Source organism: Pseudomonas sp. PDM31, assembly GCF_019218965.1.
Lineage (GTDB): Bacteria > Pseudomonadota > Gammaproteobacteria > Pseudomonadales > Pseudomonadaceae > Aquipseudomonas.
Map to the genome: position 1 here is coordinate 64,478 of NZ_JAHUWS010000011.1, position 25,883 is coordinate 90,360.

The following is a 25,883-nucleotide window of genomic DNA, read 5'->3' on the forward strand; positions in this document are numbered from 1 at the left end:
GCGTCAGCTTTTCACCTGCATTCCTGCGCTTTATCTGACTCCCCCCGCCCATAATTCCCCGCAAAGTGGGCGATATATTTCCCACGCAGCAGAAAAACGAGTAAAGACTTTGTAAGGTTGCCCCTGCTTATTTCATAATGCGCGCTTATTGGATCCCCTCGATGGGTCCGCGCGCCCTTCAGAGGTAAGTCGATTCCCATGAACCGCACCGGCCGCGCCCTTTCACTGGGCTGCCTGTTGCTCCTTCAGCCCCTGCTCGCGCACGCACAAGCAGGCGGCAACTCGTTGTTAATCCCAGCGATGGGTCGCTGCACCCTCAATACCCAGCCGCAGGACCTGGCCCAGGCACTCGCCGCCTGCCAGAAAGCGTCGGATGAAGGGGATGCCCAGGCGCAATACGAGTTGGGCGAGTTCTACTACGACGGCAAAAACGCGCCGCGCGACCTCAATCAAGCCCTGAGCTATTTCGAAAAGGCCTCGCTGCAGGGCCACGCCCAGGCGCAATTCAAACTTGGCACCATGTTCTTCCACGGCGAAGGCGTACCGGCCAACAACGTTCAAGCCTATATCTTGCTGAAAATGGCGGCGGTCAATGGCGCTGAAGATGCGCTGGACACCGCCGACGAAGTCACGGAAAAGATGCCGCGCGAAGAACTGGAAATCGCTACCCAGGTGCTGGGGCAAATATTCCGTAAATATTTGATGGAATTGCAGAGTGCCGATGGGCGCACGCCGTTTGCGCCGCTGCCTTAATTGTCACAAATGATTTTGTGGTGAGGGGCTGCACTGTGGCGAGGGGGCTTGTCGGACCGCCGCACCCCACTCACCACAAAAGCCCCCTTACCACAAATGCCCTACTTCTCAGGCATCGGCATCGGAAACGGCATCACATTGCCGACCGCGCCGCGGGCTTCACTGATCTTAGGCGTACCCAGGCGCTCGACTTCGTCGATGCGCACGATCGAATGCATCGGCACGAAACTGCGCACAACGCCCTCGAACTGAGCCTTGAGCTTTTCTTCGCTCGGATCGACGACCACTTGCGTGCGCTCGCCAAAGACGAATTCTTCCACTTCCAGGAAGCCCCACAGATCACTTTGATAGATCTGCTTGGCATACATTTCGTACACCTGGCCCTGGTTAAGAAAAATCACCTTGTAGATTGGAGCTTCACGTTTGGTCATGGTGGGCGAGCAACACATCGGGGGATAAAAATGAGGGCGCGAACTATAGCATAGCCGCCGGACGCACAGCGGTAGGAACCTTGGAACATGTTCCCTATAATGCGCGGTTCTTTGAATCACGTGATGACTCTATTCCATGGCCAAGAAGCTTTACATCGAAACCCACGGTTGCCAGATGAACGAGTACGACAGCTCGCGCATGGTCGATCTGCTGGGCGAACATCAGGCCCTGGAAGTCACCGCTCGCGCTGAAGACGCCGACGTGATCCTGCTCAACACCTGCTCGATCCGCGAACGCGCCCAGGACCGGGTGTACTCCCAGCTCGGCCGCTGGCGCGAGCTGAAATTGGCCAACCCTGAAATGGTGATCGCCGTCGGCGGGTGCGTGGCCAGTCAGGAAGGCGCCGCCATCCGCGACCGCGCCCCGTACGTCGACGTGGTGTTCGGCCCGCAGACCTTGCACCGCCTGCCGGAAATGATCGACGCTGCGCGCAGCACCCGGCTGCCGCAGGTCGACGTCTCGTTCCCGGAAATCGAAAAATTCGACCATTTGCCCGAGCCGCGTATCGACGGCCCAAGCGCGTATGTGTCGGTGATGGAAGGCTGCAGCAAGTACTGCACGTTCTGCGTGGTGCCCTACACCCGCGGCGAAGAAGTCAGCCGGCCGTTCGACGACGTGATCGCCGAGATCATTCACCTCGCCGAGAACGGTGTGCGCGAAGTGACCTTGCTGGGGCAGAACGTCAACGGCTATCGCGGCCTTACCCATGACGGGCGCCTGGCTGATCTGGCCGAACTGATCCGCGTGGTGGCCGCTGTCGACGGCATCGATCGCATCCGCTACACCACTTCGCACCCGCTGGAGTTCTCCGACAGCCTGATCCAGGCCCACGCCGAGGTACCGGAGTTGGTCAAACACCTGCACCTGCCGGTGCAATCGGGCTCGGACCGCATCCTGGCAGCGATGAAGCGCAACCACACAGCGCTGGAGTACAAATCCAAGCTGCGCAAGTTACGGGCCGCCGTGCCGGGCATCTGCATCAGCTCGGACTTCATCGTCGGTTTCCCGGGCGAGACCGAGAAAGACTTCGAACAGACCATGAAGCTGATCGAGGACGTCGGTTTCGACTTCTCCTACTCGTTCGTCTACAGCCAGCGCCCGGGTACTCCGGCAGCCGATCTGGCCGATGACACGCCGGAAGAACTGAAAAAAGAACGGCTGAACGCCCTGCAACATCGCCTGAACCAGCAAGGTTTCGAGATCAGCCGACAAATGGTCGGCTCGGTCCAGCGCATCCTGGTGACCGATTACTCGAAAAAAGACCCCGGCGAGTTGCAGGGTCGCACCGAGAATAACCGGATCGTCAACTTCCGCTGCGACAATCCGACCCTGATCGGCCAGTTCGCCGATGTGCACATCGATGCCGCGCAACCGCACTCGCTGCGGGGTTCGCTGATCCAGTAACACTGTGGGAGCCGGGCTTTTGTGGCGAGGGGGCTTGCCCCCGCTGGATTGCGCAGCGCTCCCTATACTTTGCGACTGCATCGCAGCCGAACGGGGGCAAGCCCCCCCGCCACAGTCAAGTAGCGAATTCGTGCATCTTATTTAAGAGCTTTCGCACCCACGCCACTGGCGTTATCCTTGATTTCATCTCAATTGCCCCAGGGCGGCTAAATACGACCTTGAACGCACCCATAGAACCACATCGTTTCATCCTCGAGCCCTTTGAGGCTCGCCGCTTTGCCAATCTGTGCGGGCAATTCGACGAGCACCTGCGCTTGATCGAACAGCGCCTGAGCATCGAGATCCGCAATCGCGGAAACCAGTTCGAACTGATCGGCGAGCCCAAACACACCTCCTCCGCGGAAAACCTCCTGCGCCGCCTGTACCGGGAAACCAAGGGTACCGAGCTGTCGCCGGACATGGTCCACCTGTTCCTGCAGGAATCGGCCATCGAGGAGCTGGACAACCACTCCCCCGCCGAACCCTCCGTAGCCCTGCGCACCAAGAAAGGCATGATTCGCCCCCGCGGCTTGAATCAACTGCGCTACGTCAAGGAAATCCTCGGTAACGACATCAACTTCGGCATTGGTCCGGCCGGTACCGGCAAGACCTACCTGGCTGTCGCCTGTGCGGTCGATGCGCTGGAACGCGAGCAGATCCGCCGCATCCTGCTGGTTCGTCCTGCGGTCGAAGCCGGTGAAAAACTCGGCTTCCTGCCCGGCGACCTGTCGCAGAAGATCGACCCGTACCTGCGTCCGCTCTACGACGCACTCTACGAAATGCTCGGCTTCGAATACGTCGCCAAGCTGATCGAGCGCCAGGTGATCGAAGTCGCGCCGCTGGCCTACATGCGCGGGCGCACCCTGAACAACAGCTTCATCATCCTCGACGAAAGCCAGAACACCACGGTCGAACAGATGAAAATGTTCCTGACCCGGATCGGCTTCGGCTCCACGGCAGTCATTACCGGCGACATCACCCAGGTCGACCTGCCTCGCGGCACCAAGTCCGGCCTGCATCACGTGATAGAAGTGCTCAAGGATGTCCCGGGCATCAGCTTCACCCATTTCCAGCCCAAGGACGTCGTGCGCCACCCATTGGTGCAGCGCATCGTCGAAGCCTACGAGCGCTTCGAAACCAAAGCGGCCGATGATGCAGCCGCCAAGGATAGCCGCCGCGATGCTTGAGCTAGACCTGCAAATCGCCACCGAAGCGCGCGCGCCCAGCGAAGCCGAGTTCCGCCAATGGTGTGAACTGGCCCTGCGCCAGCGTAGCGCCGACTCGGAAATGACCATTCGTTTGGTCGACGAAGCCGAAGGCCGCGAGCTGAACCACACTTGGCGGCAGAAAGATTACGCCACCAACGTCTTGTCGTTCCCGGCGGATGTTCCCGACGAGTTTCTCGACATCCCGTTGCTGGGCGATCTGGTGATCTGCGTGGCGGTGGTCGAGCGCGAAGCCGCCGAGCAAGGCAAGGAACTCAAGGCCCATTGGGCACACCTGGTGATTCACGGCTGCTTGCATCTGCTTGGTTACGACCATATAGACGACGAAGAAGCCGAAGAAATGGAAGCACTGGAACGAACGTTGCTTGCAGAGCTGGGCTATCCCGATCCGTACGCGGACGACGAAACTGATATTTCCCCTACCGAAACAACAAAGGATTCAGAGTAATCGCTATGAGCGAAGATCGATCGAGCAACGGGCAGAAGTCATGGCTGGGTAAGCTCACCCAGGCTTTTGCCCACGAGCCGAAGAACCGCCAGGAGCTGCTGGAGCTGCTGCGCGACGCACACCAGAACAAACTGCTGGACAGCGAAGCGCTGGCCATCGTCGAAGGCGCCATCCAGGTAGCCGACCTGCAGGTACGCGACATCATGGTGCCGCGTTCGCAAATGGTCAGCATCAAGGCGACCCAGACACCCCGCGAATTCCTCCCAGCCGTGGTCGACTCGGCCCACTCCCGCTACCCGGTGATCGGCGAAAGCCACGATGACGTGATGGGCGTGCTGCTGGCCAAGGACTTGCTGCCATTGATCCTCAAGGAAAATGGCGACAGCTTCAACATCAAGGACCTGCTGCGTCCGGCCACGTTCGTGCCGGAGTCCAAGCGCCTGAACGTGCTGCTGCGCGAGTTCCGCGCCAACCACAATCACATGGCCATCGTCATCGACGAATACGGCGGTGTGGCGGGTCTGGTGACGATTGAAGACGTCCTGGAACAGATCGTCGGTGATATTGAAGACGAACACGACGTCGAGGAAGACAGCTACATCAAGCCGCTGCCAAGCGGAGACTTCCTGATCAAGGCACTGACGCCGATCGAGAACTTCAACGAGTTTTTCGACAGCGAATTTTCCGACGACGAGTTCGACACCGTCGGCGGCCTGGTGATGAGTGCGTTCGGGCACCTGCCAAAACGCAACGAAATCACCGAAATCGGCCAGTACCGCTTCCGCATCCTGAATGCCGACAGCCGAAGGATTCACCTGCTGCGTCTGACACCCATTGCTCGCTAAGGATTGAAATGCGCTGGACAACCCGCCCCGGCTGGCCCGGTAACCTGCTGGCCGTGGCGGCCGGTGCAATCACCACCCTGGCGCTTGCGCCGTTCGATATCTGGCCGCTGGCATTACTGGCGGTCGGATTGTTCTACGCCGGCCTGCGTGAGCTCAGTCCACGCCAGGCCCTTGGTCGAGGCTGGTGCTTCGGCTTCGGACTTTTTGGTGCCGGTACCAGCTGGATCTACTACAGCATCCACCACTTCGGTGGCGCGTCAATGCTGCTGGCCGGCTTCCTCATGCTGCTCTTCACGGCGGCGATTGCCTGGTTCTTCGCCCTGCCCGCCTGGTTGTGGGCGCGCTGGTTGCGTCGCAACGAGGCTCCACTGGCCGATGCCCTGGCGTTTGCTGCATTGTGGGTTGGACAGGAAGCCTTTCGCGGCTGGTTTCTCACCGGCTTTCCGTGGCTCTACTCGGGTTACAGTCAGCTCGACGGCCCGCTGACCGGCCTCGCGCCGGTGGGCGGGATGTGGCTGATTTCCTTCACCCTGGCCCTGACCGCAGCATTGCTCTACAACGCCCTGCGCCTGGTTCGCACTGGCCGCAAAGGCTTCATTGCAGCGGGCGCTTTGCTGTTGGTCGGCCCCTGGGTGGCGGGTTTCGCCCTAAAGCATCATGCCTGGACCAGCCCGGCCGGGGCACCACTGAGTGTCGCGGCGATCCAGGGCAATGTCGAACAGAGCCTGAAGTGGGACCCGGCGCAGCTCAACGCGCAGTTGGCGCTTTATCGCGACATGAGTTTCAGCTCCAAACCCGTCGACCTGCTGATCTGGCCGGAAACGGCGGTGCCGGTGCTCAAGGAGTCCGCCGAGGGCTACCTGAACATGATGGGCAATTTTGCAGCCGAGCGTAATTCGGCGCTGATTACCGGCGTGCCGATCCGCCAAATGGTCCACCAGGAAAAGCGTTTTTACAACGGCATTACCGTGACGGGTGAAGGCGATGGTACTTACCTCAAGCAGAAACTGGTGCCGTTTGGCGAATACGTGCCACTGCAGGATGTGCTGCGAGGCCTGATCGCATTCTTCGATTTGCCGATGTCGGACTTCGCCCGAGGCCCGGCCGACCAGCCTTTGCTGCAAGCCAAGGGTTATCAGATCGCGCCGTACATTTGCTACGAAGTGGTCTATCCGGAGTTTGCCGCCAGCCTGGCCGCCCGTAGCGATCTGCTGCTGACCATCAGCAACGACACCTGGTTCGGCACCTCCATAGGCCCGCTGCAACACTTGCAAATGGCGCAGATGCGCGCGCTGGAAGCCGGTCGATGGATGATCCGCGCGACCAACAACGGTGTAACCGGGCTGATCAATCCATTCGGCCAGATCACCGCCCAGATCCCGCAGTTCGAGCGAGGCATCCTGTACGGTGAAGTGGTGCCGATGCACAACCTGACGCCTTATCTGCAGTGGCGTTCATGGCCGTTGATCACCCTTTGTGTGCTGTTGTTTGGCTGGGCGCTGGTGGCGAACCGGATGGCGAAAACCGTCTGAGACTGGCGGCCTTTTGTGGCGAGAGGGCTTGCCCCCTCGCCACAGGGTTCAGCGATAAAAAATCGAATACCCGACTTGCCCCACCGCCTCATTCATCAACTGCCCGCTCTGCCAGATCGACTTGTACTCCGGCATCCAGCCGCCCAACGGCAGGGCGTTGTCGCCGCCAAGGAAACCGACCGGGGCGGGCACCACCTCAAATCCTGCCTTGTGGAAACTCCAGACCGCGCGAGGCATGTGCGCCGCATGAGTGACCACCACCACACGCTTGATGCCTTCGGGTAACAATACCTGCGCCGTGAGTTGCGCATTCTCCCAGGTGGTCCGGCTGCCCCCTTCCTGCCAACGCACCATCACACCGAAATCATCGCGCAAGGAATCGGCCATCAACTGCGCCTCGCTGGGCGGCGTGCCGAAATGCAACCCGCCACTGGTCAGCACCGGTAAACCAGACGCCTTGGCCAGCCGCGCCGCGTAGCGCTGACGCTCCAGGCCGATTCCCGTGGGCTGGTCGGCGCCCCAGGCCACATCGCCCCGCTCGCGCCCGGAACCGAGCACCACGATGGCGTCGGCGCGCTGTCCCAGGGTTGCCCATTCGTCGCGAGCCAGAGGGGGCTCACGTTCAAGCTGGCTGGCACTCCATTGCACTACGACCGGCAGGCTCATCAGCCAGAGCCCGCCCAGGCCGAGGGCAAAGCACGCACCCGCAAGCCGCGGCCTTGAGCGGCGCAGCCACCAGGCGAGCAAAAGCAGCAGCAAGAGAATGCCGGGTGGCAGAAGAAGTTGTTTAACGAAATAACGAAACGGCATCGAGCATCTCCCTGAGATGCCCGAAGCCTAAGTGGGTTGACGCAATACAACAATCGATACGCAAAGACTATGCTTGGAAAAAATCATGGTGCATGGCTCTTTGCCTATTTGAACTGCAAAGACCGGACCTTTACCGCGTCTCTGCCGGGGACTTTGTCCTTGAGCCAGATGATCTTGGCCGAACGTGGTGTATCGAGTTGCTTTATCGCTTCTGACAGGTATCCGTGTGTCTCACGTTCACTGCGATCCAGATACGCCTTGACCAGTGCAAACTCTGCGGGGCTCAGGCCACGCAGTTCCAGTTCCAGAGGGCGTACGTCACGCAGCCGTCCAGCAGTTTTCGCCGCTTCCAGGGCCATGCCCAGACGATCAATCAGTCTTTCGTACAGCTCCGGCTTAGTAGCTTTTCGTTGTGACTCAACCATCCCTCACCTCATTGGAAGATAAGACCTACTCCCCAGTTAGAGCTTAGCTTCCATGAACAAACCGGCTGAACGCCGCGACAAACGGACCTTGCAGTCATTTTTGCCGGATGCGCGGCAACAATCAGGGTTTCCCTCGGTAGAGCGCGGTCATGTATGCTACGGCGCTTCCTGTAACTCCACTTCCAGCTCGGCTGGACATCGAAAACGCCAATCCGGCGCCTTCAACGTCCAGCGTTGCATTGAAGAGGATTAGGCCACCCCTATTCAGTTCAAAAGTAGCCATGCACGAACAATATCAGCCCCGTGAAATCGAAGCCGCCGCCCAGTCGTTCTGGGACGAGCAAAAGTCCTTTGAAGTCAGTGAACAGCCAGGCAAGGAGACCTACTACTGCCTGTCCATGTTCCCTTACCCCAGCGGCAAGCTACACATGGGGCACGTGCGCAACTACACCATCGGCGACGTGATCTCCCGCTATCAGCGCATGCAGGGCAAGAACGTACTGCAACCCATGGGTTGGGACGCCTTCGGCATGCCGGCGGAAAACGCCGCGATGAAGAACAACGTAGCGCCCGCCAAGTGGACCTACGAAAACATCGCCTACATGAAATCCCAGCTGCGCAGCCTGGGCCTGGCGGTGGACTGGTCCCGTGAGGTGACCACCTGCAAGCCCGATTACTACCGCTGGGAACAATGGCTGTTCACTCGCCTGTTCGAAAAAGGCGTGATTTACAAGAAAAGCGGCACCGTGAACTGGGACCCGGTCGATCAGACCGTTCTGGCCAACGAACAGGTGATCGACGGTCGCGGCTGGCGTTCCGGCGCGCTGATCGAAAAGCGCGAAATCCCGATGTACTACTTCAAGATCACCGCCTATGCGGATGAGCTGCTCGATAGCCTCGACGAACTGACTGGCTGGCCTGAACAGGTCAAGACCATGCAGCGCAACTGGATCGGCAAATCCCGCGGCATGGAAGTGCAGTTCCCGTACAACGTCGACTCCATCGGCGAAGCCGGTGCACTGAAAGTCTTCACCACCCGTCCGGACACCCTCATGGGAGCGACTTATGTCGCCGTGGCCGCCGAGCACCCATTGGCCACTCTGGCCGCACAGAACAACCCTGAGCTGCAAGCGTTCATCGCTGAATGCAAGGGCGGCAGCGTCGCCGAAGCCGACGTCGCCACTCAAGAGAAAAAAGGCTTGCCGACTTCGTTGTTCGTCGAGCACCCGCTGACCGGTGAAAAACTGCCGGTGTGGGTCGCCAACTACGTGTTGATGCATTACGGCGACGGCGCGGTCATGGCTGTTCCGGCACACGACGAGCGTGACTTCGAATTCGCCACCAAGTACAACCTGCCGATCAAGTCCGTGGTGCGCACAAGCTCTGGCGACACCAACCCGGCACCTTGGCAGGACGCCTACGGTGAGCACGGCACCCTGATCAACTCCGGTGAATTCGACGGGCTCGACTTCGCTGGCGCCTTCGATGCCATCGAAGTGGCGCTGATCAAGAAAAACCTTGGTGCCTCGCGCACCCAATTCCGCCTGCGCGACTGGGGCATCAGCCGTCAGCGCTACTGGGGCTGCCCGATCCCGATCATCCACTGCACTGCGTGCGGTGACGTGCCGGTACCGGAAGATCAACTGCCGGTCGTACTGCCGGAAGACGTCGTACCCGATGGCGCCGGTTCACCGCTGGCACGCATGCCCGAGTTCTACGAGTGCAGCTGCCCGAAATGCGGCCAGCCTGCCAAGCGCGAAACCGACACCATGGACACTTTCGTCGAGTCCTCGTGGTACTACGCCCGTTACGCCTCACCGCACTTTGAAGGCGGTCTGGTAGAAAAATCCGCTGCCGACCACTGGCTGCCGGTGGATCAGTACATCGGCGGTATTGAACACGCGATTCTCCACCTGCTCTACGCGCGCTTCTTCCACAAGCTGATGCGTGACGAAGGCCTGGTGAGCTCCAACGAGCCGTTCAAGAACCTGCTGACCCAGGGCATGGTGATCGCCGAGACTTACTATCGTCGCGAAGCCAACGGTGCCTACACCTGGTTCAACCCGGCGGACGTTGAACTCGAACGCGACAGCAAGGCCAAGGTCATCAGCGCCAAGCTGATCGCAGACGGCCTGCCGGTGGAAATCGGTGGCACCGAGAAGATGGCCAAGTCGAAGAACAACGGCGTCGACCCACAGTCGATGATCGACCAGTTCGGCGCAGACACCTGCCGCCTGTTCATGATGTTCGCCTCGCCGCCAGATATGAGCGCGGAATGGTCCGACTCCGGCGTAGAGGGTTCGCACCGCTTCCTCAAGCGCGTCTGGCGTCTGGCTCAAGCCCACGTCATTCAGGGCCTGCCGGGCAAACTGGACATCGCCAGCCTGAACGACGAGCAGAAAGTCATTCGCCGTTCGATCCACCAGGCCATCAAGCAAGCCAGCCATGACGTCGGCCAGAACCACAAATTCAACACCGCCATCGCCCAGGTGATGACGCTGATGAACGTGCTGGAAAAAGCCCCGCAAGGCACCGAACAGGATCGCGCACTGGTTCATGAAGGTCTGCAAACAGTGACGCTGCTGCTGGCCCCGATCACCCCGCACATCAGCCACGAGTTGTGGAATCAACTGGGTCATGCCGACCCGGTGATCGATGCTGGTTGGCCGGTGCTGGACGAAAGCGCTCTGGTGCAGGACAGCCTGCAGTTGGTCATCCAGGTCAACGGCAAGCTGCGCGGCCACATCGAAATGCCGGCCAGCGCCAGCCGCGAAGAAGTCGAAGCGGCCGCCCGCGCCAATGAGAACGTGCTGCGTTTCGTTGACGGTCTGACCATTCGTAAAGTGATCGTAGTGCCCGGGAAACTGGTCAATATCGTCGCCAGCTAATTGGAACAGGCGCCAGGTACGCCTGGCGCCGAGTAAAACCTTTCGGGCCGCCTGGTCGGCCCACATGGTTTCAAGGGGAGCAACAAGATGATCAAACGCAATCTGCTGGTGATGGGCCTTGCGGTCCTGTTGAGCGCCTGTGGTTTTCAGCTGCGCGGCACCGGCACCAACGAGCTGGCGATCAAGGAACTCGACGTGAGCGCCCGTGACGCCTACGGCCAAACCGTTACCCAACTGCGTCAGGTTCTGCAAAGCAGCGGGGTCAAGGTTTACACCGGCGCACCTTACAAGTTGGTGCTGACCAATGAACAGGAAAGCCAGCGCATCCTCAGCTACGCCGGTGCCGGCCGCGCTGGTGAGTATCAAGTGACTACGGTGCTGAGCTACGACATCCGTGGCCAGGGCAACCAGCCACTGCTGAGCGACAAGCTTGAAGTGCAGAAAATCTTCATGCACGACGGCAACAACCTCGTGGGCTCCGACCAGGAAGCAGATACAGCGCGAGTAGAAACCCGTCGCGAGCTGGTTCAGCGCATGATGCTGCGTCTGCAACAACTGACCCCGGCCCAGCTCGATCAGTTGCAGCAGACCGCCGACGCCAAGGCCAAGGCTGACGCCGCGGCACTGGAAGCGGCACAGAAGGCTGAAGCGAACACCCCGCGTCAGTCGCCTGTCGAACTGCCGCAGCAGTAAGACTTACGGGGCGCTCAGGCGCCCCGTTCGCCCTCTCTTATGAAGCTCGCTCCCGCCCAACTCGCCAAACACCTGCAAGGTACCCTTGCGCCTGTCTACATCATCAGCGGCGATGACCCGTTGTTGTGCCAGGAGGCCGCCGATGCTGTTCGCACAGCCGCGCGCCAACAGGGTTTCGATGAGCGCCAGGTATTTGCCGCCGACGCCAGTTTCGACTGGGGTACGCTGCTGCAAGCCGGCGCCAGCATGTCGCTGTTTGCCGAAAAGCGCCTGTTGGAACTGCGTCTGCCTTCCGGCAAACCCGGTGACAAAGGTGCTGCCGCGCTCATCGAGTACTGCTCGCGCCCGGCCGAAGACACGCTGCTGTTGATCAGCCTGCCGAAACTCGATGGCAGTGCGCAGAAGACCAAGTGGGGCAAAGCGCTGGTCGAGGGTCAGCAGACCCAGTTTGTGCAAATCTGGCCGGTGGATGTCAGCCAGCTGCCGAGCTGGATTCGTCAACGCCTGTCCCAGGCAGGGCTTAGCGCCAGCCAGGACGCCGTTGAACTGATCGCGGCTCGAGTCGAGGGCAACCTGCTGGCAGCCGCCCAGGAAATCGAAAAGCTCAAGCTGATGGCCGAAGGCGGACAGATCACTGTTGAAACCGTGCAGGCTGCGGTGGCCGACAGTGCACGCTTCGATGTCTTTGGCCTGACCGATGCGGTGCTCAACGGCGAAGCGGCCCATGCCTTGCGCATGCTCGAAGGATTACGCGGTGAAGGCGTTGAACCGCCGGTGATTCTCTGGGCCCTGGCCCGTGAACTGCGTCTGCTGGCCAATATTTCCCTGCAATACAGCCAGGGCACGCCGTTGGACAAGGCATTCAGCCAGGCCAAACCGCCTGTCTGGGACAAGCGCAAACCGTTGATGAGCAAGGCCCTGCAACGCTACTCGGCACAACGCTGGGCGCAGTTGCTGCTGGAAGCTCAGCGCATCGACGCGCAAATCAAGGGCCAGGCTGCCGGGTCGCCGTGGATGAGCCTCAGTCGGTTGTCGTTGTTGATGGCCGGCCAGAGACTGTCGCTGCCCGCCGAGTGAGTTTTTTGTGGCGAGGGGGCTTGTCGGAATGCCGCATCACCCCGTTGGGGCGCGAAGCGGCCCTGAAATCTGCAACAGCGTTTGTCCAGAAATCCCGCGGGCGCCGGTTTTACGACTGCTTCGCAGCCGAACGGGGCGGTGCGGCGGTCCGACAAGCCCCCTCGCCACAAAAGCCCCAGAAGACGGAAAGGTCCTACACAATGTGGGGACTAGACAGAACCCCAACTTCAGCAGATTATTTCCCCGCGCAAAAATCACTCAATCGAGAGATCCGATCATGAGCAAAAAGCCGTCCAGACACGGCCCCAACAAGGCCAAATCCATCATCGCCCAGCCCCTGTTCCGCAGCCGTCAGGAACGAACCGCCAAGGGCAAAGGCAGCTACCGCCGCGAAGCCTTCCAGTCTGATAGCTGGGAGGCTTCTTACTTTCTGGCTGCTTGAAGCGCAGCACCCCTTCTACATGTTAAGGTCTGTACCTGATCCGTTTTCCCTGGACCCGTGCATGCCCTTTTGTCTTCCCCGTCGTTGGCACCTGCGCCAATTGATTGCAGCCTCCAGCCTCATTTTGCTTGTCGCCTGCGCGGAAAAACCGACCGCAGCCGACGCTCAGCCGCTTCAGACACTTCCCGTCGCTACCGCACCGGCGGTTGTTCCACCTGTGGTTCCAACAGGTGAGAACCTCGACATACAGCCAACCCAGACCTTTGCCGAATGGCAGGCGGGTTTTCGCAAAGATGCCTTGGCCGCGGGTATCCGCGCCGATCTGTTTGATCGCGCTTTCGCCAATGTCAGCTTCGACCCCAGTGTGATCCGTGCCGATCGCAGCCAACCGGAATTCGCAAAACCGGTATGGGAATACCTCGACGGCGCCCTGTCGCCACTGCGGGTTCGCAAAGGCCAGGCGTTGGTCAATCAGTATGCCGATGTCCTGCAAAGCATCGAGCAGCGCTACGGCGTCGATCGGCAGGCCTTGGTCGCGGTGTGGGGAATGGAAAGTAACTTTGGTCAGTTCCAGGGCAGCCAGTCGGTGATCAACTCCTTGGCGACCCTGGCCTACGAGGGCCGCCGTCCCGACTTCGCTCACGCGCAATTGATCGCTGCCCTGCAAATCCTGCAGCAAGGTGATATCCAACCGGAGAAAATGCTCGGTTCGTGGGCGGGCGCCATGGGCCAGACCCAGTTTATCCCGACCACCTACAACACCCACGCCGTGGACTTCGATGGCGACGGTCGCCGCGACATCTGGGGCAGTTCCGCCGACGCACTGGCTTCGACCGCGCATTACCTGCAAAGCTCGGGCTGGCAGCGAGGCCAGCCATGGGGCTTCGAAGTGCAATTGCCGGGGGGCTTCAACTACATGCTGGCCGATGGCACGATTCGCAAGAGCGTCGCCGAATGGCGTCAGCTGGGCGTGACCCTGCCCAATGGAGCCCAGCCACCGGCAGGCTCGGAACAGCTGTCCGCAGCGCTGCTGCTGCCAGCCGGTTATCGTGGCCCGGCGTTCCTGGTGCTCGACAACTTCCGGGCGATTCTCAAGTACAACAACTCGTCATCCTACGCTTTGGGCGTAAGCCTGCTGTCCGAGCGCTTCAACGGCGCAGGCCAGATCCAGGGCAGCTGGCCCAAAGATGACCTGCCGCTGAGCCGTACCGAGCGGATCGAACTGCAAAACCTGCTGAGCGCGCAAAACTACGACGCCGGCACTGCCGACGGCATCATCGGCGCCAACACCCGCAAGGCCATCCGCAGCGCCCAGCAGTCGTTTGGCTGGCCAGCGGATGGGTATCCGACGCACAAGTTGCTGGAAGGGTTGCGTAACCGTTAACTAGCCGAATGGCCGGAACTGCCTTCGCGAGCAAGCCCGCTCCCACATTGAACCGCGTTCTTGCATACGAACAGAGTGGAATGTGGGAGCGGGCTTGCTCGCGAAGACTGACTGACAGGCGATGAAAGTCTAGCGCCTGACCACCACATCCTGCTCCAGTACCAGTTCCTTGCTCCCGGCATCCAGCCTGACCAACGCCCCCATTGGCAACGTCAGGTTCGGATCGCAGTGCCCACTGCGCCACCCGGACAGCACCGGAATCTTAAATGGCTCGAAGGTCTGCTTGAGCAACCTGTCCAGCGCTGCCATCTCCACTCCCGCTACATCCCCGACCAGCACACCGCGCAACTTGTGCAACGTGCCAGCCAGCCGCAGTTGAGTGAGTAACCGGTCGATGCGATACAGCGGCTCGTTGATGTCCTCGATCAACAGAATGACACCCTCGGCGTCCATCTCGTAAGGTGTGCCCATGGTCGCGGCGATCATGGCCAGATTGCCGCCGAGCAAGCGCCCGTGAGCGATGCCTGGCTCGATCATGGTCAATGGGTAGGCCACCGGGTGCGCCAGTACGCTGCCCGCCTTCATTTGACCGCGCAGCATGTTGAAAAACGAGGACTCGGTGGGCTTTTGCTTATCTCCCAACAAGTCCGCATTGAGCAGCGGACCATGGAAGGTTACAAAACCGGCATAGCGGCTGATCGCCAGATGCAGTGCGGTGATATCGCTGTAGCCGACGAATGGCTTGGCATTATCGCGCAGCAGCTGAAAATCAATGCGATCAAGCAAACGAGGCGTCCCGTATCCGCCACGCAGGCAGATGATCGCATCCACCTCACAGTCGGCGAAGGCGGCGTGCAGATCATTGAGCCGCACCTCGTCGCTGCCGGCCAGGTAGCCATCCTTCTCGTATACGCCGGGAAACACTTTCAGTGAATAGCCACGAGCACGCATCCATTGCACGGCTTTGTCGGTGTCCAGCGCTGCGGGTCCTGCAGGCGCAATAACGCCAATCAGCCCTTCTGACGGCAAGGCGGGGACAGGAACATGGGGCCAAAGGGTGTGGTTCGGTCGAGCGGTCATCCGTGAATCTCCCTGCGTGAAAACTTCAGCACACAGTAGTCAGGAACGGGAACAAACAGAAGAGGGTCAATCGTCCCGCAGGTTGCAGGAAAAAGCGGCCATCGCTGTAAGACAGGCAAAAAAATGCCCGCAGAGCTGTGGAGCCATGCGGGCATTTTCCGGTGAATCACCCAATCAGGCGCCGAGCAGCTCGGCCTTGACCAGCTTCGCCTGTTCGTCGGCGTGGTACGAGGAACGCACCAGCGGACCGGAGGCGACGTTCTTGAAGCCCATTTTGTAACCTTCCTCGGCGAACCAGGCGAAGGTGTCCGGGTGCACGAAGCGCTGAACCGGCAAGTGACTGCGGGACGGTTGCAGATACTGGCCCAGGGTCAACATGTCGATGTCGTGCTCGCGCATGCGCTTCATGACTTCGATGACTTCTTCGTCGGTTTCGCCCAGACCCAGCATCAGGCCGGACTTGGTCGGAATGTGCGGCATCATCTGCTTGAAGCGTTGCAGCAGGGTCAGCGACCACTGGTAGTCCGAACCCGGGCGCGCAGCCTTGTACAGGCGCGGCACGGTTTCCAGGTTGTGGTTGAACACATCCGGCGGCTCGGCGGCGGTGATTTGCAGCGCGATGTCCATGCGGCCACGGTAGTCCGGAACCAGGGTCTCGAGCTGCACGTTCGGCGACAGCTTGCGGATTTCACGGATGCAGTCGGCAAAGTGCTGGGCGCCGCCGTCACGCAGGTCGTCGCGGTCCACCGAGGTGATCACCACGTACTTGAGTTTCAGGTCGGCGATGGCGATGGCCAGGCTTTCCGGCTCGTTGACGTCCAGTGGCTTCGGCCGGCCGTGGCCGACGTCGCAGAACGGGCAACGACGGGTGCAGATGTCACCCATGATCATGAAGGTTGCGGTGCCACCGGAGAAGCACTCGCCCAGGTTCGGGCAAGAGGCCTCTTCGCAAACGCTGTGCAGCTTGTGTTTACGCAACAGGGCCTTGATGCGGTCGACTTCCGGAGACACCGGGATGCGCACGCGAATCCAGTCGGGTTTCTTCGGCAGTTCGGTGGTCGGAATGATCTTCACCGGGATGCGTGCAACCTTTTCGGCGCCGCGCAGCTTTACGCCGGCTTCAACCTTGGCACGCGGGGCCGGACGCTCGGTGACATCCTGCGTCGGGATCATGGTTTGCACTGCATCAGTAGTCATATCAGTCGATTCCGCCCGTTAGGGTCGTCTGCTCAGCATAGTCGAGGTGTTTGACGAGCTGCGCACGCAGCCGGGCACTTACCTCGGCAAATTCAATCGATCCTGCGTGATCGCTCAGCTGGGTCATCGCCAGCCCGGCGTAGCCGCAGGGATTAATCCGTCGAAACGGTTCCAGGTTCATGTCCACGTTCAGGGCCAGGCCATGAAAGGAACAGCCGTGGCGGATCCGCAGACCCAGTGAAGCGATTTTCGCCCCGTCGACGTAGACGCCTGGCGCATCGGGCTTGGCCGCGGCGGTCACGCCGTAACTGGCCAGCAGCTCGATCAGGCATTGCTCCATCCGGCTGACCAGATCGCGCACGCCAAAACCCAATTTGCGCACATCGAGCAGCAGGTAAGCCACCAACTGACCCGGCCCGTGGTAAGTCACCTGACCACCACGGTCGACCTGCACCACCGGAATATCACCGGGAAGCAACAGATGTTCGGCCTTGCCCGCCTGGCCCTGGGTGAACACCGCAGGGTGCTCGACCAGCCAGATTTCGTCAGGGGCGTCGTTGCCGCGCTCGTTGGTGAAGCGTTGCATGGCATGCCAGACCGGCTCGTAAGCCATCTGGCCGAGCTCGCGAAAGCCCAGCGTGCCGGACATCACAGCACCATGTGCACGAAACCGGTGGCCCGCAGTTCGCTGTTGATGTTGTACAGCTGGTCCTGGTCGGTCGCGACAATGTGCAACTGAATGGTGGTGTATTTGCCGTTGCTGCTCTGGCGCTCGTCAACACGCTCATCGTTGATGGTGGCGTGTTTCCTGACGATGTCGATGATCCTGTCCTTGTTGCCCACGCCAGTATCGCTGATCACCTTAACCGGGTAATCAGTGGCAGGGAATTCGATCTTTGGCGCCTTTACTTCGGTATCGGTCATGGCGTAACGGCCTCGTAAGCGTAAGCCGTGGCGACGGGCATGCCCCCGCGCCGGATCAGCGCGGGGCCATGCGGGTGCACACTAAATTCAGTTGAACAAGCCGTAGAAGAATAGACGGATGCTATCCCACATGCGGCGGAAGATACCACCTTCCTCGACAGCGTCCAGAGCGATCAGATCGGCGCTATGCACCACCTTGTCGTCCAGTTTCACTTCGACTTTACCGATCACGTCGCCCTTGGCGATTGGCGCGATCAGTTGCGGGTTCATGGTCATGCTGGCAGCGAGCTTTTTCAGCTGGCCTTTTGGCAGGGTCATGGTCAGGTCTTGAGCCAGGCCAGCCTTGACCTGGTTGGTGGAGCCTTTCCAGACAGGAGCCTGAGCCAACTCGGTGCCCTTCTGATAGAAGGTCTGGGTTTCGAAGAAACGGAAACCGTAAGTCAGCAGCTTCTGGGTCTCGGCGGCGCGAGCCACGTCGCTGTTGGTGCCGAACACCACGGCGATCAGGCGCATGCCATCACGAACAGCCGAGGACACCATGCAGTAGCCGGCTTCGTCGGTGTGACCGGTTTTCAGACCGTCGACGGTCTTGTCGCGCCACAGCAGCAAGTTGCGGTTCGGCTGCTTGATACCGTTCCAGAAGAACTCCTTCTGCGAGTAGATCGCGTAGTGAGCCGGGTCTTCGTGGATGATCGCGCGAGCCAGCACAGCCATGTCATGAGCCGACGAGTAGTGCTCAGGGTTCGGCAGACCAGTCGGGTTCATGAAGTGAGTGTTGGTCAGGCCCAGTTCGGCGCCGGTTTTATTCATCAGGTCGGCGAAGGCATCTTCACTGCCGGCGATGTGCTCGGACAGCGCCACGCTGGCATCGTTGCCCGACTGAATGATGATGCCGTGCAGCAGGTCGCTGACAGTCACCTGCGAGCCGACCTTGATGAACATCCGCGAACCACCGGTACGCCAAGCGTTTTCGCTGACGGTCACCGGATCATTTTCGCCCATCTGGCCACGACGAATTTCCAGGGTCGCGATGTAGGCGGTCATCAGTTTGGTCAGGCTGGCCGGCGGCAGTCGCTGGTCACCGTTGTTCTCGACCAGCACATTGCCGCTGCTGGCATCCATGAGCACGTAGGCCTTGGCGGCCAGTTGCGGTGGCGACGGCATCATCTCGGCCGCGAACGCGGCAGGTGAGAGGAGCAGCGGGACTAGCAGGAACAGGCGTTTGGCAAAGGTGGTGATGTTCATCCGTCTCTCGAAATCGCTAATGGAAACTTGCCCGCAGGCAAAACTAATCAAATGACTTTCTAACGAGTCATCGCGTGTTTAGTTGCTCACTCCAGTCACCCTTGCCGGGCTTTTGTTCTCGACGAGCCAACAACCTGGTTCACCCCCAACTGCGAGTGAACCGTCAATCAAGTCCTACGTATTTTACTCTGTCACTACGCTCGGCGAACCGAGGTTGGCCAGGCGCACACTGTTTTGCACTTGCTGGATTTCACCCGGCGATCCGATCGGCCCCAAGCGTACCCGATGCAGGGTTTGCTGATTGCGCACGATCGAGCTGATGAACACCGGAGCGCTCACCATCCCGCTGAGCTTCGATCTCAGGAGTTCTGCAGCATCCGGGTTGGCGAACGCGCCCACCTGCAGATACTGGCCAGACGCTGCAGAAGCGGTTTTTTTGGTATCAAGCTGCACCGGCACCACGGCGGCAGCGTGTTGCTGTGGCGGCGGCGTCCATTGCTCAACGGTGCCGGTCGAAGGCGTAATCACCGGGGCGCTATTTTGCGCGACTTTTGGCTCGTTGAGCATCAGCGGCGCCGGCCGGCCCTTGGCAGCCCACCAGGCCTGCGGGTCGATGCCTTCGACCTTGACTCGCGCGGTACCGGTTTCGGCATAGCCGAGCTTTTTGGCGGCGGCGTAGGACAAGTCGATGATCCGGTCCGAATAGAACGGACCTCGGTCGTTGACCCGCAGGATCACGCTTTTGTTGTTGTCCAGGTTGGTTACCCGAACGTAACTCGGCAGTGGCAATGTCTTGTGCGCGGCGCTCATGCCGTACAGGTCATACACTTCGCCGTTGGCGGTGTTCTGACCGTGAAACTTGGTGCCGTACCAGGAGGCCGTGCCTGAAGCAACGTAGGTCTTGGACTCCTGCTGCGGGAAATATGTCTTGCCCAGCACGGTATACGGGTTGGCCTTATAGGGCCCGGTGTGCAGAGTTGGCGTCGCATCAGGGATGCGCGAAACATCGACATCCCACCAGGGTGCGCCATCCTTGTGGGCACGGTTGATGTCCAGCCCCGGCGTGGTGCGCACGGCGGCGGTGGGGGCGGGTTTCTGAGGAGCCGGTGCACGACTGGTCGAGCAACTGGCTACCAGCACCGCCAATGCGGCGAAAGCCATCAGCTTCAGGGGTTTATCCATAGGCAATGCCCGCATTACTTGACGCCCCGTGCTTGGACCAGCTGTTCAGACAGTTGATGTACGGCCATGGCGTACATCACGCTGCGGTTATAACGCGTGATCGCGTAGAAGTTCTTCAGGCCCATCCAGTACTCGGGGCCATTGTCGCCTTCCAGGCGGAAAGCGGTAACCGGCATATCATCGCGCAGCGCATCATGACTTGACCACCCCAGAGCCCGCAACTCCCCGACGGTTTTCGTCGGTTCGATACCGGTGGTCAAACCTTCGTCCACCTGCTCGCCGCGTACATCGGCGCGACTGACCACCGGTTCGCCGGCAACCCAACCGTGACGCTTGAAATAACTGGCAACGCTGCCGATGGCATCGTCCGGATTGGTCCAGATATTGATGTGGCCATCGCCGTCGAAGTCCACGGCATAAGCGCGAAAGCTACTCGGCATGAATTGCGGCAGCCCCATCGCACCGGCGTAAGAACCTTTTAGCGTCAATGGATCAACCTGTTCTTCCCGGGCCAGCAACAGGAATTCACGCAATTCCTTGCGGAAAAATTCGGCACGGGGAGGATAGTCGAAACCCAGGGTCGACAGGGCATCGATCACCCGGAAATTCCCGGTATTGCGGCCGAAAAAGGTCTCAACGCCGATGATCGACACAATAACCTGCGCCGGCACGCCGTATTCCTGCTCGGCACGGGCCAGTACCGCCTCATGCTGACGCCAGAAGTCCACACCACGGGCGATCCGCGCGTCGGTGATGAACATCGGGCGATACTCGTTCCACTGCTTGACCCGCTCCGCAGGCCGGGAGATCGCATCCAGAATCGACTGCTTGCGCTCGGCTTCGCGGAACACTCCCATCAGTTGCTCACCGGCGAAGCCGTAGTCGCGGGTCATTTCACCTACGAATTCGGCCACCTGGGGTGAACCTTCATATTCGCCGGCCATTGCTGACTGCGTTGTGCCAAGGATGCTTACCAGGCTGACCCATGGCGCGTATCGAGTCACCCAGCCACGCATTGCTTGCATTGAAATCTTCACCTTATTCAAACCTGCGCGATCCACTTACGATGGGTATGGATCGACATCAAAACCCCAAACGCTGACAGCAGCGTCACCAGCGAAGTTCCTCCGTAGCTAATGAACGGCAACGGCACCCCCACCACCGGCAACAGGCCACTGACCATACCGATGTTGACGAAAACATAAACAAAAAACGTCATCGTCAGGCTGCCCGCGAGCAACTTGCCGAACAATGTCTGGGCCTGGGCCGTAATCACCAGGCCGCGCCCAATCAGCAACAGGTAAATCAGCAGCAGCGCGCAGATACCCACCAGGCCGAATTCTTCACCCATCACCGCGATGATGAAGTCGGTGTGGCTTTCCGGCAGGAAATCCAGATGCGACTGGGTACCCAGCAGCCAGCCTTTGCCGAACACACCGCCAGAACCGATGGCCGCCTTGGACTGAATGATGTTCCAGCCGGTGCCGAGCGGATCGCTCTCGGGGTCGAGGAACGTCAGGATTCGCTGCTTCTGATAGTCGTGCATGATGAAGAACCACATGGCTATCGCCACAGGCACGGCAGCGGCGAGCACGCTGAGGATCCAGCGCCAGCGCAGGCCACCCATGAACAGCACGAACGCCCCACCGGCCAGAATCAGCAGCGAAGTGCCCAAGTCCGGTTGCCGCACGATCAGAATGAACGGGATACCAATCAGCATGAGACTGATGCCCACGTGCTTGAGCTGCGGCGGCAAGGTGCGCTTGGACAGGTACCAGGCGATAGTCGCCGGCATCAGGATCTTCATGAACTCCGAAGGCTGGAAGCGAATGACGCCGGGAATGTTGATCCAGCGCGTAGCACCCATGGCGTTGTGACCCATTACGTCCACCACCACCAGCAACAGCACACCGACCACATAGCCGACCGGCACCCAGCGGGCCATGAAGCGCGGCTCGAACTGGGCGATGACGATCATCGACACCAGGCCGATGCCGAATGAAGTGGCTTGTTTGGCGAGCAGATCCCAGCTCTTGCCGCTGGCCGAATACAGCACGAACAGGCTACCGGCGGCCAGTGTCAGCAGCAGGATCAACAACGGGCCATCGATGTGCAGGCGTTGCAATAACGTCGCTCGACGACGCATCACATCCTCGCTGGAGAGCATGCGATCAAAATTATTCATCACGGGCGGTAGCCTCTGCACTGATAGGGTCGGCGTATTCGGGCTTCAACCGGCCGTCCGGGCCCAGCAGCCAGGCGTCCATGATTTGACGAACGACCGGCGCGGCGACGCCGGAGCCGGACTCACCGTTCTCGACCATCACCGACACTACGATTTTCGGGTCGTCGGCCGGCGCGAAGCCAACGAACAAGGCGTGGTCGCGATGGCGTTCCTGGACCTTGGAACGGTCGTACTTTTCTCCCTGCTTGATCGCGACCACCTGGGCCGTACCGCTCTTGCCGGCGATCCGGTATTGCGCACCGATCGCGGCTTTGCGCGCAGTGCCACGGGCACCGTGCATCACTTGCTGCATGCCATGGTTGACCTTGGTCCAGTCGGACGGGTCACGCAGGATGATGTCCGGCATCGGGTGCTCATCCACCGGCTTCTGGCCTTCGATGGTCCTGGCCAGGTGCGGACGGTTCCATACGCCTTTGTTGGCCACCAGTGCCGTGGCCTGGGCCAATTGCAATGGCGTCGACTGCATGTAGCCCTGACCGATCCCCAGAATCAATGTTTCACCCGGGAACCAGGCTTGCCGACGGGTCGCGCGCTTCCATTCCCGGGTCGGCATAAGCCCCGGCGATTCTTCGAACATGTCCAGGGATACCTTCTGGCCAATGCCGAATTTGCTCATATACGCCGACAAACGATCGATCCCCAGCTTGTGGGCCAGGTCATAGAAGTAGGTATCGTTGGAGCGCATGATTGCCGTATCCAGGTCGACAAAGCCGTCGCCGGTACGGTTCCAGTTACGGTATTTGTGATCGTAGTTGGGCAGCATGTAATAACCCGGATCGAACACCCGGGAAGACGCGGTCACCACGCCCGCATCCAGCCCCGCGATCGCTACCGCCGGCTTGATGGTCGAACCCGGCGGGTACAGACCACGCAGCACGCGGTTGAACAGAGGCCGGTCAATGGAGTCGCGCAGTTCGGAATAGGCCTTTGAGCTGATTCCCGTCACGAACAGGTTCGGATCGAAGCTCGGCTGACTGACCATCGCCAGGACCTCGCCGGTTTTCGGGTCCAGGGCCACCACCGCACCTCGACGACCACCGAGCGCAGCTTCAGCGGCTTCCTGCAATTTGATATCCAGGCTCAGGACGATGTCCTTGCCGGAGATCGGCTCGGTACGCTTGAGTACCCGCAATACACGGCCCCGAGCGTTGGTCTCGACTTCCTCGTAACCCACCTGACCGTGCAACTCCGCCTCGTAGAAGCGCTCGATGCCGGTTTTGCCAATTTGATGGGTGCCGCTGTAACTCACCGGGTCCAGGGTCTTGAGCTCTTTCTCGTTGATCCGCCCCATGTAACCCACCGAGTGGGCAAAGTGCGCGCCCTGCGGATAATGACGGACCAGTTGCGCGACCACTTCCACACCGGGCAGGCGGAACTGGTTCACGGCAATACGGGCGATCTGCTCTTCGGTCAATTCAAACAGGATCGGCACCGGCTCGAACGGCCGTCGCCCCTGGCGCATGCGCTTCTCGAAAATCGCCCGATCCTCGGGCGTCAGCTCCAGCACTTCGACGATCACATCGAGCACCTTCTGCCACTCGCCAGAACGCTCGCGGGTCATGCTCAGGCTGAAACTGGGCCGATTGTCGGCGATCACTACGCCATTGCGGTCGAAAATCAACCCGCGGGTCGGCGGAATCGGCTGCACATGGACGCGGTTGTTTTCCGACAAGGTCGAGTGATAGTCGTACTGGATCACCTGGAGGAAATACAACCGGGCAATCAGCACGCCAATCAGCAGCACCACTGCGATGGCCCCGAACACGACGCGGCCACGCACCAGACGGGCGTCTTTTTCGTGGTCCTTGATGCGGATCGGCTGGGACATGAGGGCAGAACTACTTGTGGTAAGGGTGACCGGACAGCACGGTCCAGGCACGGTACAACTGTTCGCCGATCAAGATCCGCACCAGCGGGTGCGGCAAGGTCAGCGGCGACAACGACCAGCGTTGATCAGCCCGGGCACAAACTTCCGGCGCCAGCCCCTCGGGGCCGCCGACCATGAAATTGACCGTACGCGAGTCCAGCCGCCAGCGATCGAGTTCGACCGCCAGTTGCTCGGTGCTCCAGGGCTTGCCGTGGACTTCGAGGGTAACGATCCGCTCGTTCGGCCCGACCTTGGCCAGCATGGCTTCGCCTTCCTGGCGGATGAAGCGGGCCACGTCGGCGTTCTTGCCCCGGGTATTGAGCGGTATTTCCACCAGTTCCAGCGCCAGCTCGGACGGAAGACGCTTGGCATATTCGTGCCAGCCTTCTTCCACCCATTTGGGCATGCGTGAACCGACGGCGATCAGTCGCAGTCGCACAGCGGTCCCTTATTGCTGGTCTTTGTTGAGCTTGGTGAAGTGCTCATGGGTGTTTTCCGGGCTGTGGTGAGCAGCGCTGGCCGAACGGCTCTGCTCGGCACCGGCCCACAGGCGCTCCAGGTCGTAGAACTGGCGAGCCGACGCGGTCATCATGTGTACGATGACATCGTCCATGTCCAGCAGGACCCAGTCGCTGTCGCCCTTGCCTTCTTCACCCAGCGGCTTGACGCCTTGAGCCTTGACCGCCTCGCGGACCTTGTCCAGCATCGCGCCGATCTGGCGGTTGGAGGTACCGGTAGCGATGATCATGTAGTCAGTGATGCTCTGCTTGTCGCGAACGTCGATCACCTGGATGTCCTGGGCCTTGACGTCTTCCAGGGCAGCTACGGCAACCTTGACCAGCTCTGCGCCGGCCAGAATCACGCCAGTGTGAGCCTCTACTGGCAGCGGGGCGCTCTTGAACGTGCCTTTGCGCTTAACTTTGGTTTGGTCTTTGTCTGTCATATAAAACTCGTTTTGCTCGTATGTTCGGGCGCTTCGATACACGTTGTTGCCACGTGCCTTGAAGCACTCCTATTCAGTTCGACGCACGGTAAAGTCCGTGCGCATCGATGTAGGCCAGGACCGCGTCGGGCACCAGGAAACGTACCGACTTACCGCTGGCCAGCAGTTGACGGATCTGGGTGGCGGATACCGCGAGCGGCGTCTGCCAGACGAATGCAATCTGTCCGCTCGGCCCTTTGAGGGCCAGCGGGTCGCTCACCGAGCGCGCTGCCAGCAGGTTGCGCAAGGCATCCGGCGGCTCGCTGTCGGCATCCGGGCGTTGCAACACCAGGATGTGGCAATGCTGGAGCAACTCTTCCCAGCGGTGCCAAGTGGGCAGGCCGCAAAAAGCGTCCCAGCCCAGAAGCAGAAAAACCTGGTCGTGCGCGGCCAACTCGGCCCGCATCAGTTCCAGGGTATCAATGGTGTAGGACGGTTTGTCCCGCTGCAATTCACGGGCGTCCACCACCAACGGTGCCACACCGGCCACCGCGCACTCGACCATCGCCAGACGGTCTTTCGCCGACACCTGTGGCGTATCCCGATGGGGTGGCCTGGCACTGGGTGTCAGGCGCAGCTCATCGAGCGCCAGTGTCTCGGCGACTTCCAGCGCACCGCGCAAATGGCCGATGTGCACCGGGTCAAAGGTTCCGCCCAGTACGCCAATGCGGCGAGGCACAGGTTCTGGGGCAGTGACCGGGGC

The 25,883-nt window shown here is 60.4% G+C and carries 26 protein-coding genes; 11 read left to right on the forward strand and 15 right to left on the reverse strand.

Features of this window, described 5'->3' with window-relative positions:
• Positions 1-198: 198 nt before the first annotated feature.
• Complete coding sequence (locus KW839_RS21120) at positions 199-753, forward strand: tetratricopeptide repeat protein (protein ID WP_218425415.1); 555 nt, start codon at positions 199-201, stop codon at positions 751-753.
• A gap of 101 nt (positions 754-854) precedes the next feature.
• Here the strand turns inward: KW839_RS21120 and KW839_RS21125 are convergent, their stop codons facing one another.
• The gene (locus tag KW839_RS21125) at positions 855-1,184 is read right to left on the reverse strand and encodes a DUF1820 family protein (RefSeq protein WP_007894425.1); all 330 of its coding nucleotides are present in this window, start codon (positions 1,182-1,184) and stop codon (positions 855-857) included.
• A 136-nt stretch (positions 1,185-1,320) separates the two neighbouring features.
• On the opposite strand from KW839_RS21125, the gene miaB reads away from it, so the two are divergent.
• From miaB to lnt, 5 genes are all read left to right on the forward strand, one after another.
• The gene (gene miaB / locus KW839_RS21130) at positions 1,321-2,649 is read left to right on the forward strand and encodes a tRNA (N6-isopentenyl adenosine(37)-C2)-methylthiotransferase MiaB (protein WP_060543279.1); all 1,329 of its coding nucleotides are present in this window, start codon (positions 1,321-1,323) and stop codon (positions 2,647-2,649) included.
• 218 nt (positions 2,650-2,867) lie between these two features.
• Positions 2,868-3,875, forward strand: coding sequence for a PhoH family protein (locus KW839_RS21135; RefSeq protein ID WP_060543278.1), 1,008 nt, complete (start codon positions 2,868-2,870; stop codon positions 3,873-3,875).
• On the forward strand, positions 3,868-4,362 hold the full coding sequence (gene ybeY / locus KW839_RS21140; protein ID WP_060543277.1) for an rRNA maturation RNase YbeY: 495 nt from the start codon (positions 3,868-3,870) through the stop codon (positions 4,360-4,362). Before KW839_RS21135 ends, ybeY begins: the two co-directional genes overlap by 8 nt.
• A gap of 5 nt (positions 4,363-4,367) precedes the next feature.
• Positions 4,368-5,207, forward strand: a complete 840-nt coding sequence (locus KW839_RS21145; RefSeq protein WP_060543276.1) for an HlyC/CorC family transporter — start codon at positions 4,368-4,370, stop codon at positions 5,205-5,207.
• 8 nt (positions 5,208-5,215) lie between these two features.
• Positions 5,216-6,739: an apolipoprotein N-acyltransferase gene (gene lnt / locus KW839_RS21150; protein ID WP_218425416.1), complete on the forward strand. Its 1,524-nt coding sequence runs from the start codon at positions 5,216-5,218 to the stop codon at positions 6,737-6,739.
• A gap of 48 nt (positions 6,740-6,787) precedes the next feature.
• Here lnt and KW839_RS21155 read toward each other — a convergent pair whose 3' ends face one another.
• Both KW839_RS21155 and KW839_RS21160 read right to left on the reverse strand, forming a co-directional pair.
• The gene (locus KW839_RS21155; RefSeq protein WP_218425417.1) at positions 6,788-7,549 is read right to left on the reverse strand and encodes a YdcF family protein; all 762 of its coding nucleotides are present in this window, start codon (positions 7,547-7,549) and stop codon (positions 6,788-6,790) included.
• Between the two features lie 104 nt (positions 7,550-7,653).
• On the reverse strand, positions 7,654-7,974 hold the full coding sequence (locus tag KW839_RS21160; protein ID WP_060543273.1) for a hypothetical protein: 321 nt from the start codon (positions 7,972-7,974) through the stop codon (positions 7,654-7,656).
• Positions 7,975-8,255: 281 nt separating this feature from the next.
• Between KW839_RS21160 and leuS the strand changes: the two genes are divergently transcribed.
• The 5 genes from leuS to KW839_RS21185 all read left to right on the forward strand — a co-directional run bounded on the left by leuS (position 8,256) and on the right by KW839_RS21185 (position 14,458).
• A complete protein-coding gene (leuS, locus tag KW839_RS21165; RefSeq protein WP_060543272.1) occupies positions 8,256-10,862 on the forward strand; it encodes a leucine--tRNA ligase in 2,607 nt (868 codons plus the stop codon).
• Between the two features lie 87 nt (positions 10,863-10,949).
• Entirely contained in the window at positions 10,950-11,555 is a 606-nt protein-coding gene (gene lptE / locus KW839_RS21170) for an LPS assembly lipoprotein LptE (protein WP_218425418.1), read from the forward strand.
• A gap of 39 nt (positions 11,556-11,594) precedes the next feature.
• Positions 11,595-12,632: a DNA polymerase III subunit delta gene (gene holA / locus KW839_RS21175; protein WP_060543270.1), complete on the forward strand. Its 1,038-nt coding sequence runs from the start codon at positions 11,595-11,597 to the stop codon at positions 12,630-12,632.
• 277 nt (positions 12,633-12,909) lie between these two features.
• Positions 12,910-13,074 carry an alternative ribosome rescue factor ArfA gene (arfA, locus tag KW839_RS21180; RefSeq protein WP_060543269.1) on the forward strand — a complete coding sequence of 55 codons (165 nt, stop codon included), beginning with the start codon at positions 12,910-12,912 and terminating at the stop codon, positions 13,072-13,074.
• Between the two features lie 61 nt (positions 13,075-13,135).
• Positions 13,136-14,458 (forward strand): lytic murein transglycosylase, encoded by a 1,323-nt coding sequence (locus KW839_RS21185; protein WP_060543268.1) that lies wholly within the window; start codon positions 13,136-13,138, stop codon positions 14,456-14,458.
• Positions 14,459-14,587: 129 nt separating this feature from the next.
• Here the strand turns inward: KW839_RS21185 and KW839_RS21190 are convergent, their stop codons facing one another.
• From KW839_RS21190 to nadD, 12 genes are all read right to left on the reverse strand, one after another.
• Positions 14,588-15,538, reverse strand: coding sequence for an LD-carboxypeptidase (locus KW839_RS21190; protein WP_218425419.1), 951 nt, complete (start codon positions 15,536-15,538; stop codon positions 14,588-14,590).
• 174 nt (positions 15,539-15,712) lie between these two features.
• Positions 15,713-16,735, reverse strand: a complete 1,023-nt coding sequence (gene lipA, locus KW839_RS21195; RefSeq protein ID WP_060543266.1) for a lipoyl synthase — start codon at positions 16,733-16,735, stop codon at positions 15,713-15,715.
• A gap of 1 nt (position 16,736) precedes the next feature.
• Positions 16,737-17,384 carry a lipoyl(octanoyl) transferase LipB gene (lipB, locus tag KW839_RS21200; RefSeq protein WP_060543265.1) on the reverse strand — a complete coding sequence of 216 codons (648 nt, stop codon included), beginning with the start codon at positions 17,382-17,384 and terminating at the stop codon, positions 16,737-16,739.
• On the reverse strand, positions 17,384-17,659 hold the full coding sequence (locus tag KW839_RS21205; RefSeq protein WP_060543264.1) for a DUF493 domain-containing protein: 276 nt from the start codon (positions 17,657-17,659) through the stop codon (positions 17,384-17,386). The genes lipB and KW839_RS21205 overlap by 1 nt, the downstream gene beginning before the upstream one ends.
• 87 nt (positions 17,660-17,746) lie before the next feature.
• The gene (locus tag KW839_RS21210; RefSeq protein WP_218425420.1) at positions 17,747-18,904 is read right to left on the reverse strand and encodes a D-alanyl-D-alanine carboxypeptidase family protein; all 1,158 of its coding nucleotides are present in this window, start codon (positions 18,902-18,904) and stop codon (positions 17,747-17,749) included.
• Positions 18,905-19,087: 183 nt separating this feature from the next.
• On the reverse strand, positions 19,088-20,101 hold the full coding sequence (locus KW839_RS21215; RefSeq protein WP_060543262.1) for a septal ring lytic transglycosylase RlpA family protein: 1,014 nt from the start codon (positions 20,099-20,101) through the stop codon (positions 19,088-19,090).
• Complete coding sequence (mltB, locus tag KW839_RS21220) at positions 20,101-21,111, reverse strand: lytic murein transglycosylase B (RefSeq protein WP_060543261.1); 1,011 nt, start codon at positions 21,109-21,111, stop codon at positions 20,101-20,103. Before mltB ends, KW839_RS21215 begins: the two co-directional genes overlap by 1 nt.
• Positions 21,112-21,128: 17 nt before the next feature.
• Complete coding sequence (rodA, locus tag KW839_RS21225; RefSeq protein WP_060543395.1) at positions 21,129-22,232, reverse strand: rod shape-determining protein RodA; 1,104 nt, start codon at positions 22,230-22,232, stop codon at positions 21,129-21,131.
• A gap of 31 nt (positions 22,233-22,263) precedes the next feature.
• Complete coding sequence (gene mrdA, locus KW839_RS21230; protein WP_060543260.1) at positions 22,264-24,159, reverse strand: penicillin-binding protein 2; 1,896 nt, start codon at positions 24,157-24,159, stop codon at positions 22,264-22,266.
• Between the two features lie 10 nt (positions 24,160-24,169).
• Positions 24,170-24,637, reverse strand: coding sequence for a 23S rRNA (pseudouridine(1915)-N(3))-methyltransferase RlmH (gene rlmH, locus KW839_RS21235; protein WP_003185785.1), 468 nt, complete (start codon positions 24,635-24,637; stop codon positions 24,170-24,172).
• Positions 24,638-24,646: 9 nt separating this feature from the next.
• Positions 24,647-25,141 carry a ribosome silencing factor gene (gene rsfS, locus KW839_RS21240; RefSeq protein WP_060543259.1) on the reverse strand — a complete coding sequence of 165 codons (495 nt, stop codon included), beginning with the start codon at positions 25,139-25,141 and terminating at the stop codon, positions 24,647-24,649.
• Positions 25,142-25,214: 73 nt separating this feature from the next.
• Positions 25,215-25,859, reverse strand: a complete 645-nt coding sequence (gene nadD / locus KW839_RS21245) for a nicotinate-nucleotide adenylyltransferase (RefSeq protein WP_162237411.1) — start codon at positions 25,857-25,859, stop codon at positions 25,215-25,217.
• Positions 25,860-25,883: the final 24 nt, after the last annotated feature.